This is a genomic window from Tellurirhabdus rosea (assembly GCF_026278345.1).
GTDB lineage: Bacteria > Bacteroidota > Bacteroidia > Cytophagales > Spirosomataceae > Tellurirhabdus > Tellurirhabdus rosea.
Genome location: NZ_CP111085.1, coordinates 2876231 through 2893804 on the forward strand (window position 1 = coordinate 2876231; position 17574 = coordinate 2893804).

20 protein-coding genes are annotated in these 17574 nt (G+C 50.2%); 3 read left to right on the forward strand and 17 right to left on the reverse strand.

Going from position 1 to position 17574, the window contains the following annotated elements; translation table 11 throughout:
• Window positions 1-2: 2 nt before the first annotated feature.
• The gene (locus ORG26_RS12025; RefSeq protein WP_266362035.1) at window positions 3-2297 is read right to left on the reverse strand and encodes a TonB-dependent receptor; all 2295 of its coding nucleotides are present in this window, start codon (window positions 2295-2297) and stop codon (window positions 3-5) included.
• Window positions 2298-2734: 437 nt separating this feature from the next.
• Here ORG26_RS12025 and ORG26_RS12030 point away from each other — a divergent pair, with 437 nt between their 5' ends.
• Together ORG26_RS12030 and ORG26_RS12035 are read left to right on the forward strand one after the other, a co-directional pair.
• On the forward strand, window positions 2735-3247 hold the full coding sequence (locus tag ORG26_RS12030) for an RNA polymerase sigma factor (RefSeq protein ID WP_266362037.1): 513 nt from the start codon (window positions 2735-2737) through the stop codon (window positions 3245-3247).
• Between the two features lie 279 nt (window positions 3248-3526).
• Complete coding sequence (locus tag ORG26_RS12035; protein WP_266362039.1) at window positions 3527-4501, forward strand: phage integrase SAM-like domain-containing protein; 975 nt, start codon at window positions 3527-3529, stop codon at window positions 4499-4501.
• Here ORG26_RS12035 and ORG26_RS12040 read toward each other — a convergent pair.
• Together ORG26_RS12040 and ORG26_RS12045 are read right to left on the reverse strand one after the other, a co-directional pair.
• Window positions 4498-5280 carry an IS3 family transposase gene (locus ORG26_RS12040; protein ID WP_323134432.1) on the reverse strand — a complete coding sequence of 261 codons (783 nt, stop codon included), beginning with the start codon at window positions 5278-5280 and terminating at the stop codon, window positions 4498-4500. The genes ORG26_RS12035 and ORG26_RS12040 overlap by 4 nt on opposite strands.
• 35 nt (window positions 5281-5315) lie before the next feature.
• Window positions 5316-5582: a transposase gene (locus ORG26_RS12045; RefSeq protein ID WP_266362041.1), complete on the reverse strand. Its 267-nt coding sequence runs from the start codon at window positions 5580-5582 to the stop codon at window positions 5316-5318.
• 320 nt (window positions 5583-5902) lie between these two features.
• On the opposite strand from ORG26_RS12045, the gene ORG26_RS12050 reads away from it, so the two are divergent.
• Entirely contained in the window at window positions 5903-6427 is a 525-nt protein-coding gene (locus ORG26_RS12050) for a hypothetical protein (protein ID WP_266362043.1), read from the forward strand.
• Between the two features lie 61 nt (window positions 6428-6488).
• Here the strand turns inward: ORG26_RS12050 and ORG26_RS12055 are convergent, their stop codons facing one another.
• From ORG26_RS12055 to ORG26_RS12120, 14 genes are all read right to left on the reverse strand, one after another.
• A complete protein-coding gene (locus tag ORG26_RS12055) occupies window positions 6489-7709 on the reverse strand; it encodes an IS256 family transposase (protein ID WP_266362045.1) in 1221 nt (406 codons plus the stop codon).
• Between the two features lie 181 nt (window positions 7710-7890).
• The gene (locus ORG26_RS12060) at window positions 7891-8280 is read right to left on the reverse strand and encodes a DUF1353 domain-containing protein (RefSeq protein ID WP_266362047.1); all 390 of its coding nucleotides are present in this window, start codon (window positions 8278-8280) and stop codon (window positions 7891-7893) included.
• Complete coding sequence (locus ORG26_RS12065; protein WP_266362049.1) at window positions 8280-8459, reverse strand: hypothetical protein; 180 nt, start codon at window positions 8457-8459, stop codon at window positions 8280-8282. Before ORG26_RS12065 ends, ORG26_RS12060 begins: the two co-directional genes overlap by 1 nt.
• 52 nt (window positions 8460-8511) lie before the next feature.
• The gene (locus tag ORG26_RS12070) at window positions 8512-10944 is read right to left on the reverse strand and encodes a right-handed parallel beta-helix repeat-containing protein (RefSeq protein ID WP_266362051.1); all 2433 of its coding nucleotides are present in this window, start codon (window positions 10942-10944) and stop codon (window positions 8512-8514) included.
• Entirely contained in the window at window positions 10944-11210 is a 267-nt protein-coding gene (locus ORG26_RS12075; protein WP_266362053.1) for a hypothetical protein, read from the reverse strand. The genes ORG26_RS12070 and ORG26_RS12075 overlap by 1 nt, the downstream gene beginning before the upstream one ends.
• Before the next feature lie 68 nt (window positions 11211-11278).
• On the reverse strand, window positions 11279-11761 hold the full coding sequence (locus ORG26_RS12080; protein WP_266362055.1) for a glucosaminidase domain-containing protein: 483 nt from the start codon (window positions 11759-11761) through the stop codon (window positions 11279-11281).
• Between the two features lie 3 nt (window positions 11762-11764).
• Window positions 11765-14212, reverse strand: coding sequence for a hypothetical protein (locus ORG26_RS12085; protein WP_266362057.1), 2448 nt, complete (start codon window positions 14210-14212; stop codon window positions 11765-11767).
• Between the two features lie 2 nt (window positions 14213-14214).
• A complete protein-coding gene (locus ORG26_RS12090; protein ID WP_266362059.1) occupies window positions 14215-14748 on the reverse strand; it encodes a hypothetical protein in 534 nt (177 codons plus the stop codon).
• Window positions 14745-15110: a hypothetical protein gene (locus ORG26_RS12095; protein ID WP_266362061.1), complete on the reverse strand. Its 366-nt coding sequence runs from the start codon at window positions 15108-15110 to the stop codon at window positions 14745-14747. Before ORG26_RS12095 ends, ORG26_RS12090 begins: the two co-directional genes overlap by 4 nt.
• Window positions 15107-15769: a hypothetical protein gene (locus ORG26_RS12100; protein ID WP_266362063.1), complete on the reverse strand. Its 663-nt coding sequence runs from the start codon at window positions 15767-15769 to the stop codon at window positions 15107-15109. Before ORG26_RS12100 ends, ORG26_RS12095 begins: the two co-directional genes overlap by 4 nt.
• Before the next feature lie 91 nt (window positions 15770-15860).
• Entirely contained in the window at window positions 15861-16160 is a 300-nt protein-coding gene (locus ORG26_RS12105) for a hypothetical protein (RefSeq protein ID WP_266362065.1), read from the reverse strand.
• Window positions 16161-16166: 6 nt separating this feature from the next.
• Complete coding sequence (locus ORG26_RS12110; RefSeq protein ID WP_266362067.1) at window positions 16167-16664, reverse strand: hypothetical protein; 498 nt, start codon at window positions 16662-16664, stop codon at window positions 16167-16169.
• A gap of 48 nt (window positions 16665-16712) precedes the next feature.
• Entirely contained in the window at window positions 16713-16889 is a 177-nt protein-coding gene (locus tag ORG26_RS12115) for a hypothetical protein (protein WP_266362069.1), read from the reverse strand.
• A 99-nt stretch (window positions 16890-16988) separates the two neighbouring features.
• Window positions 16989-17441 carry a hypothetical protein gene (locus tag ORG26_RS12120; protein WP_266362071.1) on the reverse strand — a complete coding sequence of 151 codons (453 nt, stop codon included), beginning with the start codon at window positions 17439-17441 and terminating at the stop codon, window positions 16989-16991.
• Window positions 17442-17574: the final 133 nt, after the last annotated feature.

Consider the following 17574-nt stretch of genomic DNA (forward strand, 5'->3'; position numbering starts at 1 on the left):
GTTTAAAAAGAATACTTTACCCGCAGAGCCACGTTCCGGCCAATCTCATCGGAAAAGTACCGGAACCGGTTCAGGTAGTCGCGGTAAACGGTGTTGAAGAGGTTGCTTACCGTCAGGCTGGCTTCCAGCTGCTGCCGCTGGCTGATCGGAATCGTCGCGCCCGCTTTGGCACTCCAGAGCTGGTAGGCGGGGGGAGGAACTACAAAATCACTGTTGGCCGGAACGCGATTCTGCCGCGCGACCCACAGGTGGCCGATGCCCACAAAGACATTCCGCAGCCGCCCGACTTTGCCGAAATCATACTGCAGACCGTTGTCCCACCGATTGGGCGGAATCATAACCAGCGGCTGCTGTTGCCGTAAATCCTGCACATATAAATAGGAAAGCCTGGTGGTCAGGTCCAGCTTTGGCCAAATTGTAATAGTCGCGTCGGCGTCGAGGCCGGCATATAGCGCGTCGGTCTGGGTATACTGAAATGCCGGAAATGCCCCACGAATGGTCAGGACAGGCTCGGCCTGCGGCTTGAGATAGATGTAGTTGCGGATGGTGTTAACAAAAATGCCGAGTTCGGCTTTCACCCGCTTGCCGCTGTACTCGCTGCCGAGCGTGAGGTTATAGGCTACTTCGGGAAGCAGAGTCTGGTTGCCCACCTCATAGGAAGCGGCGCCATGGTGGACACCGTCGCTGAACAGCTCGCTCACGTTCGGCGCGCGCCAGGCCGTGCCGAGGTTGACCCGGCTGGTCCAGCGGTCGGACAGGTAACGGGTGAAGCCCAGCGTGCCCGACACCCGTGAGAAAACATACGTCGGACGGGTCAGCACCCGGTTTTCGTAGCGAAAAACCTGCATATGCCGCCAGTCGTACCGGAGGCCGGCTTCTACTTCCCAGTTTTCCCGCCGGTATTTTTCGATCCAGAAAAGGCCGCCGGTAAAAGTCCGGAAGTTCGGAATCAGCGGGCGGCCGCTCATGATGTTGAACTGATACAGGCCGCTGAGGCCAAGGCTGCCGCTGAGCCTGCCGTCTACCGGCTTGTGTTCGTAGACCAGATCGGCGGTATAGGTGGTTAACTGAAACCGCAGTTCCGGTCGGTTCAGGGCGCGGAGGCTGTCGTTTCGGGGGCCGTGCAGGTCGTATTCGGAGCGGTCGTCGGTCTGGCGGGCGGCCACCAGCTGCCATTCCCCGCCCGCCCGGGGCTTCCAGACGGTTTTTACTTTCAGCAAATCGTGCTGTACATCCTGATACGGCCGACCGATGGCGTAACTAAAGCCCGACTGCACAAAGGGCTGGCCGTTTTCAAAAATGGCTTTCAGGTCGGAAAGGCTGCCGATATGGGCACCGGAAAAAATGCCAAGCCGGGTGGCAAACCGGCTGTAAAAAAGCTCGGAGCGAAAACGGGCCGTCCGGTAGGCGAAGGTGCCCGAGAAGTTCTGCTCCGACGAGCCGGTATTGTCCAGAAAATAATTGGGTGCGCGCAGGTTGCCGCCACGCTTCAGCGTTCCCTGCATCCGCCAGCCAAAGCGGCTTTCGGGGCCAAAGGCACCGGCGAGTTGTCCGGAAGCTGCTCCCTGCTGCCCGTTGCTGAAACCGGCCAGGGTAAGACTGCCCTCCAGACCCGGCTGGGTAGGCAGGGCGGCCGGTTCGACCAGAATGACGCCGCCGAGGGCATCCGAACCGTACCGTACGCCCGCCGCCCCGCGCACGACGGTAAGCTGCCGGGCCACAAACGGGTCGATTTCGGGGGCATGTTCGGAACCCCACTGCTGGCCTTCCTGCCGGACGCCGTTGTTCAGAATCAGAATCCGGTTGCTGTGCATGCCGTGGATGACCGGTTTAGCAATCGAGGCGCCGGTTTGCAGGACCGTGACGCCCGGCAACGCCCGCAACGCCTCGCCCAGCGACTGGCCCCGCGTCTGTTCGAGGGCCCGGCCGTCGAGTCGGGCGACGTTCTGGCTGTTGAGGACTTCCGCCCGCTGGGCCGTAACGTTCACGTCGCGCAGGTGGATGGATTCTTCGGAAAGATAAATATCCTGTTCGGAGGTGTGTTCGAGGGTAAACTGCTGGGAAACCTCCCGGTACCCCACAATGCGGCAAAGGAGGGTGTACGTGCCCTGACAGAGGTTTTCCAGCCGATAGGTGCCCGTCTGGTCCGTCAGAACGCCTTTTTGCAGCTCTTTTATATAAATAGTAGCGCCCGGAACAGGTTGGTGCGACTCGTTATCAAATACTTGGCCCTTAACAAAACAATGGCATTCCGGCTGGGCTTCGGCGGGGAACGCGGTCCACACTTCTACCAGCAAAACCGTACATGTAAAAATGAAAAATTGCCGGAAAAGACTCACAAACAGGTGTTTAAGGGGTATATGCTACGTAAAGTTAAGGTTTTTGCAACTGAGTTGCAACAAATGAAGTAACGCCTCAGGTGTGGAAAAGGTTTACAAAATGGAAAAAGATAAGTATTGTCCGTTAAGTATAAATACTCCTTGTTTAAGGAAGTAGGGTAACTCTTAAACAATATGGATTTAATCGCTTCCCCACTTTGTGGGAAAAATTCCACACTTTAGGATGTATGAACCAGCTTTGGACTGTCCCGTTGCCTCAGTTGGAATGTTTGTAAACGTCTATTTATCAGGAAGATGGAGGCTTTTCCGAAGATGGAAAAAATATTTTGGCCTAAGTGGTTGCGTTTTTGTTTAATCGATATGTAGATTTGGTTCAACAAAAACGGTTCACAACCATGACAGCACTTGAATTCACATACCACATCGGAAAGGTATCGAAGTCGTTAAAGCCGTTTGCGCTGCGATTGACGAAGGATGTAGAGGACGCAAACGACCTGTTGCAAGACACGCTGTTGAAGGCTTTTACCAATCGCGATAAATACACCGACGGCACTAACCTGAAAGCCTGGTTGTATACCATTATGAAAAACACGTTCATCACGAACTACCAGCGTATGGTTCGGAAGAACACCTTCATTGATACAACCGATAACCTGCATTACATCAACTCGATGGACAGCAGCACGGATAATACCGCTTACTCGACGTTTGCTCAGGAAGACATCCAGCGCGCCGTGACGGGCCTGGACGAAACCTACCGCACGCCGTTTATGATGCACTTCCGCGGTTTCAAATACCACGAAATAGCCGCCCGGCTGGACATCCCCATCGGTACGGTGAAAAACCGGATTCACATCGCCCGCAAGGAACTTAAAGATAAGCTGAAAGTGTATGCTTATCAGGCATAAATAAACTGCCGGTTGCCGGCTGGTCTATCCGGCCGACAGCCTTAAAAACCTTGATTGAGTAGTTTTTGGTTAAAAAAGAGGAAGGTTCTGAAAAGTTAGATGGTTTCCGTCTAACTTTTTTGCTTTTATAACCCATACAGAATCAGTGTATAGAATACCACTATCTATCTACCGTTCATTATTCCTTGCCCTTACGCCTTGTATTTGAGGCCGGTACTGATTGCACCCTATCTAGCATCCTTTTCCCACCAGCATAGGCGCACTTAACTGTAGCGTCTTATGTACTTAACGTATCTTGAATTGAGAGTCAAGTTTTGGCCTCGCTATGACCAGGCCGCCGAAAATGTAGTTTATCTCTACGGCCAATTTCACTACAACAATCAACGCTCAGGAAAATTCAGCACTGGCCTAAGGCTCCCGGCCGAGTACTGGAACAGCAGAACCCAACGCGCCAAACGTCCGTATGATTGGATGAATGCTGAGCTAGAGAGCATCAAAGCCCGGCTTATGTCGGCAAAGCATCGATTGGAAGCCCTCACAAACGAACCTCCTACACCTGCTGAATTGATTGCTGAGTTTCGGGGAAAGAATGTCAGTACAATTCCAGCATTGATTGAATCATTCCTTCAGCAACGTAGAGCAATCGGAAGAAAAGAAACAACCGTCAACGGTTATGCTGTTAAGCTTCAGAATGTTGTAAAGTACCTGGTGAAGAAAAAGCAGGACAAACAACCGGCCGCAACCTTCAAAGCATCGTTCATGAATAGCCTCTATGTTTGGATGAAACAGGAAGGTTTCGACGACACAACTATTAAAGTCACTTTCTCTAATTTCCGCATGGTACTGAAATATGGCATTGTTAGCGGTATCCTGATTGGTAGTCCTATGCTCCATTATACCGTACCCGATGATCAGGAAACTCCGCCAAAGCCATTATCTGTAAGTCAGTTAGATACCCTTCGTTCTACCGATTTCAAATCAGAAAAATTAACCTTAGCCATTAAGCTTTTTCTGTTTCAGGTAGAAACCGGATTGCATTACATCGATGCTGTAAACCTCAGAGAAGAGAACCTTTTTGAAGGGAAAGACGGTAAAACTTACTTCCGGATTCATCGACAAAAAACCGGAACGTTAGCCGTTGCCAGGCTAACCGAAAGTGCTCTGCAGTTGGCCGCTGAACTTCATTGGCCAATACCATTTCCGAAAGCTTCCGACTATTGTAGCCTTCCCCGAAATCGGACAGTAAGCCTTTAGACTTTGGTTTGTGTTTGCCTGGCATATGTTGCTGGAGCCAAGCCACCCAACGACTGGTGCGGATGTAAACGGTTATACCGGTCCATCCATTCGTCCGATAGTATCCTTACCTCTTCGAGTGACTCGAACAAATAAGCGTCTAGCACATCTTCCCGAAAGGTACGGTTTAGCCGTTCAATATAACCGTTCTGCATAGGCTTTCCGGGTTGGATGTATAGAATTTCGATATTATTATCAGTACACCACTTGGTGAATTTATCAGCGATAAACTCTGCGCCATTATCGACGCGTATTCGTTTAGGAAGGGGCCGTTGTAACGCAATGTCTTTGAGTACATCAACTACTTTCTGGGCTGGCAACGAAAAATCCGCATGAGCTGCCAGAACCTCCCGGCTGTAATCATCCATGATCGTTAGCACTCTGATCTTTCGCTTACTAACTAAAGCATCCGCTACAAAGTCCATGCTCCAGCAGTGGTTAGCTGCTTGAGGTACCTGTAATGGCTTCTTAACCCGTGCAGGTAGTCGTCGCTTATGTCGTCTTCGGTGCTTGAGTTTCAGTAGCCGGTACACTCGTAATACCCGCTTACGATTCCACACCAGACCTTCATTCCGGATTTTGCCATAATAGTCATCAAAGCCACGAGTGGGGTACGCTTCAGCATAAGCCTGCAACTTATCAATCACCGGTTGGTCATTTTTCCGGTTCTGATAGTACCAGCGGGAACGATGCATGCCTACAACACGGCAGGCCCTGCCTACAGACACCTTTTTTTCCACTGCCCACTCAACCAACGCTTTCTGCTGACAAGGCCCTAAAGCTTTTTTTCGATGATCTCCTTCGCCAATTTGTAGTCCAGACTCAGTTCAGCATACATCTGTTTAAGACGCCGATTCTCATCTTGTAGGGCTTTAAGCTCCTTAAGATGAGTCGATTCCATGCCGCTATATTTCCTGCGCCAATTGAACAGAGTGGCTTTAGAAATGCCGTATTCGCGGCAAACATCCATTGCTTCGCGTCCCCCTTCGTACTGTTTGAGGATGGCAACGATCTGAGGTTCGGTGAAAGTCTTCTTTTTCATGTGACAGTTAAAATTAGCCCTTTATGAGTCTAATCCTACACTGTCCTAATTTCAGGGAAGCTTACACTATGACCGACACCTAAAAGCAGCCGCCCGGCAAGTGGACCTCCCGCCGATCTGCTGCAGCCAGGCACGAGATACGTTTGCAGACTTTCAGCTCAACGTCGCCTGTCGATCACTGGAAGCTGTCGCCCTCATGCTAGGCCACGAGAATACAGACTATGTAAAGAAGTATGCCAGGCTAAGAGAGGAACGATTAATAAATGAACTATCCACAAATGAATTAACATCTGTATAATTGGTGGATAATTTAACTCCTTATGAACCGTACCTATTTTTTTGCCCTGATTGCCTTGTTATCTGCCGGATGTGATTCTGAGCGAAACAACAAAGCGGACTTATTAGAACAAAGGCTTGAAAAGCTGGAAGCCGAAAACCGCGAACTAAGGGAAGCTAACAAACCGAAATCGCGGCCAGAGCCCATAGTGAGTTATGCAGTTGATAGCGTTGCGGTTGCAGAACCAGAGCACGAGAGTCCCCGCCGAAAGCGTTACAATGCGGCTGATATTTGGCAAGATGTAAAATTGAACGCTCATTACAATTACATTGAATTGGGCGGTATTTCAAACGTGGTTGTAACAGTGAACAACCCAACACCAGTAAAGTTGAAGTATGTCAAAGCGGCCGTTATGTACCTGAAAGCAAACGGCGGACTATACAAAACGGAGTATGTTTACTTTTACAATCTTAAACCGTACTCTCAGGATACTCAGATTGCGCCGGATTCAGATAGGGGCATTAGAGTATCCGTTGCTTTGGAAAACTTAGACAGTCCGGAGTTTTGACAATACATAATTCTGTTACCATGGTTGGGGAGTGCTTGCTGAACTGTGTCAGCCTAGGGTTCTAGTCGAAGCGATGTTGTTTAATGCGTTCTTCAAAGATAATACTAAACTGGTTGACGACTTCCTTCCAGTTGTAGGTGGTCGTTTCCCATTTGATTTGCAGGTTTTGAACCGTCAAATAGACTAATTTTTGCAGGGCAACATCCGAGCTGAAAGCTCCTTTTGTTTTGGTAACCTTGCGTAACTGACGATGGTAGCCCTCTACCGTATTGGTCGTATACATTACCTTGCGAATAGCAGGCGGATAGTCGAAAAAGGGCGAGAGTAATTCCCATTTGTCGAGCCACGGTTGAACGGCTTTGGGGTACATACCGCCCCATCGCTCCTGTACCAGTAGTAAGTTTTCCATGGCCTGCTCCCGGTCTGGAGCCTGATAGACCGTCTTAAGATCTTTAGCGAAGTCTTTGAGCAACTTATCGGGTACGAAGCGGAAAGAATTGCGTAGCTGATGGACAATACAAAGCTGGACGGTGGCGGCTGGGTAAACGTTGTTGATGGCCACATCGAAGCCCTTTAGGCCGTCCACACATGTGATCAACAGGTCCTCTACACCCCGCTGTTTGAGGTCGGTGAGCACCGAAAGCCAGAACTTGGCTGACTCGGTTTCTGCTGTATAAATGCCCAACACCTGCTTTTTGCCTGACAGATTCAGGCCGATCACGCTGTAGAGCACCCGACTTACCACACGCCCCTCGTGGCGCACTTTGTAATAAATACCATCGAGCCAGACCAGGGTATATAGGCTCTCCAAAGGCCGGTTCTGCCACTCCCGCATAGCAGGAATGACTTTGTCAGTAATGGCCGTTAACTCGCTGTCGGAGAGTGCGTAGCCATACATCTCCTGCAAGTGCTGGCTGATGTCGGCATAGCTGTTACCCACGCTGTAGAGTGATAATACCTTCTGCTCAAGTTGGGGTGTGAGTACTACCTGGCGCTTGGGCACAAGCTGAGGCTGGTAGCTACCCGTACGGTCGCGGGGCGTCTGTAAGTCTAGCAAACCGGCACTGCTTTTGACGCGCTTGGTTGTCTTGCCGTTACGTCGGTTCTGTTCTACCTGCCGAGTCTGGGCGAGGTGACTATCCATTTCCCCTTCCAAAGCGGACTCTAAAAAGTGCTTCAGCAGAGGCGCAAACAAACCGTTCTCTCCCGTCAGGGGTTTACCTTCGTAAAGGCCCTTGATGGCGGCCTGTTTGAAGGCCTCAAAATCGAATTGGTCGGTCATAGTTGTGAATGTAGGCTTTTCTTTCCTTCTATTCACCCTGTGGCCTGACACAGTTCAGCGAGCAGTCTCCCAGGTTGATATCACCTGGTCTTTCCGAATTTAATTTTGCACCAATAAAAAAGCCCCGGTCAATATGCCGGGGCTTTTGCTGTTTAGAATAAACCACTTACCTAACTTTTAACTACTCATTTTTTCGCCACATTCCCCGCCCGAAAATCCGGACGGCCCGGTAAAACAGTTTGTTCCGGCCTTTGGTACCAGGACTGTATTTGTTCATCAGGAACAGAAAGGCCGCGTCTGCTCTTTGCCTGGCCAACTCTTCCCCAAGTTCCTTTTCGTACATCCGCTTATCATACATGTAGTCATGTACCAGGGCGGCAATGCTCAGTCCTGGACCCATCACCGAAAACAGGGAATGGAGTGCTTTCGGGATACTGGCAAAGTTGGTTGTGTATCCGGCCGGAATGGTTATCGTTTCGCCTGCAGGAAGTTCGACCGTTACCGGCTCCTTGATCTGCCAGAGGTACGGCCGCTTTTCGGTTCCTATGTATTGTGCTGTTATCGACTCCATCAGTTCAGTACTTTATCGATTGCGGTTTTGAGACTTTCCATTGCCTGAATGGAACGCTCCTGCATTTCCATCAGGGTAGTCAGAGCAGCCTTTTGATCTTCACGGTATAGCTTCAGGTAGTAAGCCATGACCGCAACGTAAGGCGCTTGATCTATGATTTTGGTGAATAGGGATTCCATGTTAGAGAGTTTTGGTTGCTACTGAGTGGGGTAAGCCGCCCCGTTGGCATCGTTAATTAAGCCGCCGCCACGCGCTACCGTCGTAAGCAAAAACAAGGGTCTGGTTCTGAGTTAGCGCAGTGGTTGCCTGCCCGTCGATTGTGCCGGATACCGTAACAGTTCCCGTGCCGGTGTTCTTGATCCGGTACTGCTTGTCCCGGTAGCCCGCCATGCCCGACCCCGCTGGCAGGGTAATGGTAATTGCGCCGGAAGCATAGATCACTTCATCGTCCACCGAAAGGGTGTAGTTGGCTGAAACAGAACTCGAACGGGGGAAGGCATTGCCGGAAATAGCCCGCCACGTCGCCCCGTTATTTCCGCTGGCCGTGCATTGCCAGTAGGCAGGACGGCCATGCCCCGGAAAGGAGTGGGTAACAATATCGCCCCGTACCCACCGCCCGAACGTAGAGCCGGGCGTGTCGGGCGACTGGTAGAAGCTCATGCCGATGTACCGAACAGTGCCTAGGGAGAAGCGAATCTGAATAAGGGTGATAGAAACGTTAAATACATTGCCGCCCAGATACCAATCCAGGTTACTGCTGTAGTTCCCGGCAATTGCCAGGAATCCGGGGGTTTGTGGTGAGGCTGGCAGGGTTACTGCGTTGTTCTGAGTCTCCAGCCGAGAAAGTGCATTGAGGTTTCCCAGGTACAGCAGATTCCCCGTCCATGCCGCGTTGGTATGGGTGAGGGAGTTGTTGTTGAACTTATGAAAGCCCGCGCCTGCCTCGTTGTAGCTACAGAAATACCGGGTAATTCCCTCGAACGTGTTCTGCTCCACAGCAATATTGGAACACCCGGTCGTGTATACTCCGTCCTGATAGCTCACAAACCGGCTGAAACCCGATACGGATATGTTCGAGCATCCGATCATAGCAATACCCGACCCTGTATTGCCCGCATTGCCGTTGATGCACGTAACCCCCAACAGGGAAATATCCCGGCTGTCGGTTATCTGAATGGAAGCGTCGTTGAAAGCATAATCAGATGTGAAATTGGTCTGTCCAACCGCCCCGCCCGTCAACTTAATAATGCTAATGGCATTGCTGGTGTTGGTAATGGTATTGCCCGTGAATGTTACATTACTTCGGGTAGATGCCCATGCAGTATTGTTAATCACGTTATAGGCCACCCCCGTCCCGTATTGGTTGTAGGTCCGGTTACTAAGGGTATAACTGCCATCAAATCGGGCGGTATTGCCCGTCACGGACCCGTTCAGCACATCCTGAAGTGAAATGTACAATGACCCGTCGGGTCGCCACGAGCGAAAGTTTTCCACGATGTTATTAGCAATCGTGGCACTGGTTACGGTCGGATAACCCGGATAGGACATAACCTTGATGCCGTCCTTGCCGAAATCCTTGACCCGGTTGAAGGCATACACCACTGAGCTGCATCCTTCCGTTTTCGTGCCGGTGTCGGTCGTCCACAGAATTGTGTTGTTGGTGATGATTGCACTGGTGCTGGTCTGAACCAGAATACCAATGCCGCCCCTGGGAGAGTTGATGAAGCCGGCAGAATCAAGGCTTCCTTCGTAGTCGCCGGACCCATAGGAATACGTATTATTGATGTATACCTGACTGCTGTTCTGCACGAATATGTTACTCCAGTAGGGCTTCGATGAGCGGATATCCTGTATATCCACAAACGGGGTGCTGGAAACCGATAAGGCATTCGCCCGCGCATTATTAAGCTGCATGGTGCCTTGAATGTAGGCCGCGGCGCAGTTACTGATCGTAATTAGTTCGTGCGTGGCATATGCCTGCCGTTCACCTTTCAATTGCCGCCTTCCATCCAATAGCCCATCCCCAATAATCTGAATGGTTCCAAATCCGTCGAAGTGCAGCATACCGTCGTAGCCGCCGCCGTCCGTATAGCTGTTTGAGGCGACAATGGAGGCCCCGTTCAGGTCAATAGTTAGGTCTTTCCCCGCCCCGGCATAATCCTGCTTAGAGGCAAGTGTATAGGTCCGGCCCCTGGAAAGCCTGATTTTCCCCAGGCCGGACACAAACGCCCGGCTAAGTATATCCGCGTCCCCTAGCCCCCGGTCAAACCAGTCGGCCTGCACCCATCCATCCGGGATGAATCGCACCCAGAAGCCGCCGCCGCTGGCAGGATAGACCGTGGCGTTATCAGCCGTATAACCCGAAGCGGCATAACTGAAAGTTCCGCCCCGGTTCACATCCCGAACAATAACCGAACTTGCGGCTGAACCGGAAATGGCCGTGAGGGAGGCAATTGAGGCAACTTGCAATACACGCTGATTTACCTCTTGAATTGTCGGAACCTTAATTGTTGGCCCTGTAACGGGAACAATATGTAAACGTCCTTCTCGAACAGCAATCCTGTTCCAAGTTTTGGGACGTGTGTTTGTATCCGGTGAAAATTCAATCTGTGCAAAACTAAATTGGTATACCAGGGCAAAAAGCAGAAATAAAAAGCGTTTCATTAGAATGTTGTTAAGGTTATTGTTCCTGACATTGTTTCTCCTGAAGGAGTAGTAAACGTTGCTTGAATCTGCCGTCCAAGTATACTTCCTTGTTGCGGCTGATTCAATAGAGCTTGAATTGCTTTGTTAGCATCTACAAATCTTGATTCTAGGCTTGACAATTTTCCGGCGATTACTCCCGTCAAATCGCCGCTGTTATTTTTTCGGAAGAATAGCAGATACACCACTATCAATACTCCGATTAGAATTATGATATCTTTAAACATATGAGCGGTTGATTAACGGTTCCACCTCCAAAAGAAATAAGCTAAAATCAGCAATGAAGCCCCGCTAATTATTGAGTTCGTGTAGCCTTTTTTTTTAACTCAGTATCAAAGGCATTTGAACGACTCAACAAAGCTTTTTCGTAAGTAGCCTGCATGTACCCAGAGGTGGTAAAGGCTTTTGCAAATTGAGCAAAGTTGTTGCTTTGGCTTGCCAACCCAAGACGCTTGTACGGCTGTACATTGGTGATGAACCAACCAAAGTCCAGGAAGCTTTTTTCTACGGTCTGGTACACACGATAGAATCCGGTATCACCAGGATACGTACTGCCAACCTGTCTTTTGCTTTTGCCGTCCCAATGCCGCCCGAAGTTGGCCGGATTGACACTTACTTTAATGCCGAAAAAATTCCGGTCATTTCTTGAGCTAAAAGAAGTTGCCCAATTGGTTTCAATGCTGGCAATTGCCAGGATAACGGCCGGATTAATCCCGTACCGTTGTCCTGACTTTACAGCCATTGCACCATAGATTTCAGTGAATTGTGCTGCGTTCATAGTTTATGCCTGATAGTCTGCTGGTACTGCCATTCCGCCCGGTACATTCTCCCGAAGGTCGCCGCGCCAAATCCGAGCGGTTCCGGCCAAATCCGTAAAGGCACAATAGATGTCTTTCGGCTCCACGTTCTGCATGTTGTCCGGAAGCTGGAAGCGAACAAGCGAAGCGCGACGGCCCTTCACATCGATCACGTAAGCGGAACTGTTGGCCACGCCGGTATTAGCGAACAGACGCACTTTCGTTGTCTGGTTCATACCCTGAACCGGGAACGCCGCGTAAACTGCCAGGCACTTTTTACCGTTGGCCGCGGTGTACAGCTTCCCGAATACCAGCGGCTTTTGATGGAAATGTTCGCCGTCTACCTTGTTCTGCGAGATGTACGGATGCTTGAAGAACACCCACTTTCCATCTGCATCAACCGCGTCTTTCACCAGTGATACCCGGTGAGCTGCCTTTGTGATGTATTCGAATACCGCATCTGCAGGCATGTCTTCATCAGGCTCCTGGTACTTCACGCCTGGTGCCGTTCGACGTGCGGCCGGTGGCGCCCAATGCACATAGTATTTTGCCAGGAACATGGAGCCGACTGCATGAAAGTCCACCAGCCATTCCGGAAGCGGCCGGTTATTCTGGTTCATGAGCGGATGCGGAATGTTGGCAATGTAAGCCATGCTTTCCGCCGTATGTCGAGTATAGGCCGCGGCCTGAATACCTACCGAATCAGCCGCCCGGCTAGTAGTGCTTACCGGATACGCCCCGCCGTTTAGATTCCACAGAACGCCGAACAGCTTACCGAAATGTCCGTAGTATTCATGTGCTGCATGCTGACATTCCAGAGCCTCAATGTTGTACGTCCGGCCTCCTGCAGTAAAGTTGTGGGCAACCTCATTCCATTTCGGCTGTCCACCCTCCGTTTGCACCCGTCCCTGTGCGTCGAGCTGAAAGAAATCCCGTTCCCAAATCCCCTTGATGTACGAGTCAACGGCCATACCGCCTTCACATGCTTTCAGGGTATCCATGAAAACGGAATTGTCGTATGCTCCAGGACGTGCGTAAAATGCCGGTTTGCCCTCTCCATCCGGAGCGGAGTTTGCCGAAAATCCAGACTGGAAGGTTGCAACCCCGTAGGGAACAAACACAATCTTTCCGGCCGCTTCCGCTCCAAAATGTGAGTTTACCCGTTCCAGCATTCCGGCCTGAACACCTGCAAACATCTTCAGGTTTTCGATAAAGTAATTACCGCTGGTACCAGGTGAAGGACCGGACTGCTCCACGTTAATGATGAAGTATTTGGCCTGACCGATGTACGGATCTGTCAGCCATTGCCCGAACAGACTACGGCCAATTTCTTTTGCGGTTTCGATGCTTGCAGGCAACGGACCCCAACCGGCCCCAACTGCAGCAACAACTTCTACCGGAATCGGCCGGCCGGCAAAGCCGTTAGTACCGGCAAACCGCGCCGCATCAGCTCGTAGTTCAATCGGAAGGCCGGTATTCATTGCAACCGCCGCCGCGTGTTCGTATACCTGAGTATCAGCAAAAAAATGCTTTCTGTCAGGCGTCAGACGATCATAGTTATTTTGCGCCCGTGAGATAATAGAACGGGATGCTGTAACATCCCAACCCGGATTAGTGTAAATCGGGTTTGTCATTAACAGCTTGCGACCTCCCAAATTGAACGCCGGTATCCGCTTGATCAGAGCCGCGGCCGTTGCTGCCTGAAGTTGGTAGGTGTATTCGTTGTCTGCCTGGTTCGGATACATCCGGAGCGGTGCGGCCGGAAGGTTCGGAGCCGTTGTAATTGTAAATTGTACGCCCCGATAATCCTCACCAGCAAGCGAAGAATCAGAGCCGCCTTCCGGGTTCGGTGTAGAATCCGTTCCAGTACTGCCGGAAGGAGTCGTTAGCGTTGCCGGTTTCGGCCCGTTAGTATCACCTGAAGGTGTAAGTACATTGGTACGGAAAACGTTGTTCTTAGCCGATGCCCGCCGCGTTTCGAGCACAAGCGTTGCCCCAACCGGAATACCGCCAACACCAGGCGTTGCCGGATTCAGGCGAGCGTAACGGTTCCAAATGCCAATCGGGTATTCGTTTTGCGTACCTGTCCAAGTGCCAAACGTGTAGCCGCTTACTGTCGGTTGAGCTGAAGCGCCGTCGAGAATCAACCGGAACTCCAAATCGTCGGCCGTCGTGTTGAACCAGATGCTTGCCTCATTGGTGCTGTCGAGATAGCTAAACGCTACATCTGACAGATACGAGGGCTTATTGGTCGAGACAAAAACGCCCGTACTCGTGCCAGTTGAACCCGTTCCGGAACTGTTGCCGGTTGTACCTGTGGAAGTCCGGCCGGTCGTTGGAGTAATCGGCTTTTTGCGGGTGTAGATGTACAGCAGGATAAACGCTATTACAGCGATAATCAGCGTTCTGCTGTTAAGTTTTAAGGCTTTCATTTTCAAAGTATTTGTTGTTGGTTTACTGATTCGGAAGGAGTGCGGCAAGTCATTTTGAAAGCATTATCGGTGCTTTGTCCGGCCTGCTGAATGTGTAGCTCATATTCGGTGTCCGGATAAATGCCGCCGCCGTTCAGTTCAGAGCGACGGAAGAAAACAGAGTAGTTGTACAAGTCGAAATAAGCGTTTGAGGCATTAACCCAAACCGCCAACGGTAGGCCGTTTCGCCGTTCGTCGCCTTCCGGCACCAGAGCAACCATGTATACCATAACCGGCACATTGGAATACAGCAAAATGAACGCCTCTTTCGAGCTGCGGGTGAAGGTCAGACCAACCCGTTTCAGCCAGTCAGGTTTTACGGTTGTCAGGTTTAGCCAGGGATAATTATAGCTGCCTGTCTGATTCCCCTGCTGAACTACCTGCTGAGCAGTCTGAATAAAGGTCTGCTGAGCTGCAGCCATTTTCTTTTTCTTCTGCTTTTGATACAGCAGAAAACCGCCAATACCGGCCGCAAGAAGTGATATTTGTTTCTTCATTCTGTGCGTACAAAGTTTGCTTCAGCAATGAGCCGAACGGGTTTGTTTTGTGAGCCATCCGGCCGTACTGTCAGTTCGTCTAAGACTACGTAAACGGTTCCGGCAATCTTGCGCCAACCGACTGCAAGCCCAAGTACGGTGGCCGGTTTTGCGAGGTATTCGACCTGAAGATTTGCGTTGTTGTAAATCAGTAGTTGCGGCCGATCTGCAGGCAGGCGGTTTACGATTACCCACTTTCCGGAAATGTCAGGCAGTCCAGGAAGTGAGTAATTGTTGTTGGATTCGGACGGAGCGGCTTTTGCTTTGCTTGCCAGTACCAACGCCAAAAGAGACGCCCCGCCGATTAAGATTTCTTTCTTCATTTGAAGCGGACAAAGTTTGCATCTACGAGTTGGGTTGTTGCTGTCCAGGTCGGATTATACCAGGGTACACGAGGCCGGAAATAAATGTATACCTTACCGTCTCTCTTCAGCCAACCCGTAGCCGTTCCCAACTCCTCATTTGCTGCATACGTGTGCGATTTTCCGGCCGTGTCTTTCACGGTTACTGTCCGGTTCGGATTCACCAGCAGTATACGGCCAACGATGTAAGGAAGGTCCGGATAGTTCGGGTCACGAGTCGGTGTTGTTCCAGTACTGCCGCCCGTGGTGGTGCCGCCACTGGTCCCGCCTGAGCTACTTCCGGATGCCGCCCGAACGGCCGCAAAGAAGCGTTGAAGCTCTTCCGGATTCAGCCATTTTTCGAGGTCGGTTGACAGTTCGGATTTATACAGCGTCAGGTAAGCCTGTCGGACTTTCGGCCAATCCTTGATCTGACTACCAAGCTGGATTATCAGTTCTTCGTCTTCTGTAGTGCCGAAAACGCCCGTATGAGCCGCGTTGTAAATCTGAATCGCCAACTGCGTAGAATTATCATTGTTGGCATTATTCAGAATGTTGTCCGCGTTGTAATTTTTGAGGCCATTTTTCAGCACGAAATAGCCCGAAATAATGAGGATAACGAGCGGGAAATTAATGTTCACTCCGCCGCTTTCACTCGTTTCTGATTCGGTCTTTTTCTCCTTTCGGTTGCTCAGGAAAAAGCCAAGAACTAATAATACCAGGTTCCACATTTTACTTTAGAATTGATTTAACCTTTGAGAGAATTTCCGGCAAATCGAACATTGAAAACTTGCCGCCTTTCATGGTTTCGGCCATTTTCTTTAGTTCCTCCTGGACTGATTTGTTTGCCAGTTTTCGAGCCAATGCCGGTTCGTCCTGAATTATGCCAGTGAGCAGGCTTACAAGTTGCGTAGTTGCTTCAACGCCAACTACCTGCATTCCAGTCATTACAAATTTGGTGAGTGCGTTTTCGAGTACTACTTCAGGCGACTCGATTACAGTAACTTCCATTCGGTTCGTGGTCTTTTTCATGGTTTATTATTTAGCAGTGTTTAACAGTTCTCTTACTCCTTTCATCATTCCCGGCGCCTTCATTAATACGGTTTCTACTTTCTCTAGCGCCGACTCATCGTTTTCCGGATCATCGTCCGTTAGCTTTTTCAGGGCTTCAGCAAGAGTGTCCAGGCGCTTATTAATGTCCTTTATTTCCTGCCTCATTTCAAACTCAAATCTTGCCCGTTCGTACCCTTCATTGTAGGCTTTTGAGCGTTCTTCGTCAAGGTTCATTTTGGGAGTTGCCGGTTGATTTGCTTTACTGATTCTAAATTCGTTCTCTGCAGCGCCTACGTCTGACCGTTCGCCCTTTCGAACACTTAACGAGTATGTGCCTGGTTCCAATAGAGCAAGTACTTTTTCCAGATAAGCCCGGCTTTCCTCAATATCGTTTCCGATGTATTCAGAAACCTTTTTGCTATTCTTGGTCAGTCTCCAAAATGACTTTTGTTCAAGGTCAAAGAAGTCGAGTGCTTTTTCCATTTTAACGGGTATCAAAAAAGCCCCGGTGCTGTCCGGCCGGGGCTTTTGTTATCGTTTCGATTTCAGCTTTTTTACGTCAGCCATGACTTTCTTTTTTGCCGCTTTGTCTTTGTCGAGCTGCGCATTGAATTTGTCAACCTCCCGGCAATCTGCGTAGTAGTTATCCCACGTTTGTTTTGAGGCTGAAGCTTTGGGCGTTTTCTTGTATTTCTTGTATTTAGCCATTTTGGTAAAAAGATAAGATTTGTATTTGCCCCGGTCTTACAATTCAGATTAGAAATCCGAAATGCCGGGGCTTCCTTTCTGGTTATACCTGGTTACTGACTATTTCTTTTTCTTTTTCTTGCCGAACCAGCCAAACGGGTCAAAATACAGCAGAACCCCGGCACCAATGGCAATCCACAGGAGGTTGCTTTCGATGAAGTTCGTTACATCGCTGATGCTGAAATCAGTCAGGCTTTTTGAGCTTGACGAATTGGCCGTAGCTACATCTACGCTGTTGCCGGTAACCGTTACCGTGTTGGTGTACTCTGCTACCGAATCACCGCGAAGGGAGTAGAACGGAGCGCCGAAATAGTTTTCGGCAAGCGTCGTGTTCGCGTTTTCGATAGTCACAGTCCGGTAGGTTTCAGACGTGGCTGTATACTCAGGAGCCGCCCGGTTGTCCAGGGCGCTCAGGTTAACCCGGCTGTCCAGAACGGCGAGGCCCATCGAGATCATCGAAATGATGTAGTCGCGGGAAATGAACTTGAACAGGTTCCCGTCAGCAGGAGCCATTGCAAGGAACTGTTGGCCGTCTGCGTCGCCCAGGAAGACGTTTTTTTGAGTTGTACCGAGGGTAATTGTACCGACGTTGTACAGAATCCGTTTTGCCATTTTTGGAATGAAAAATTACTGTTGTTTACTGTTT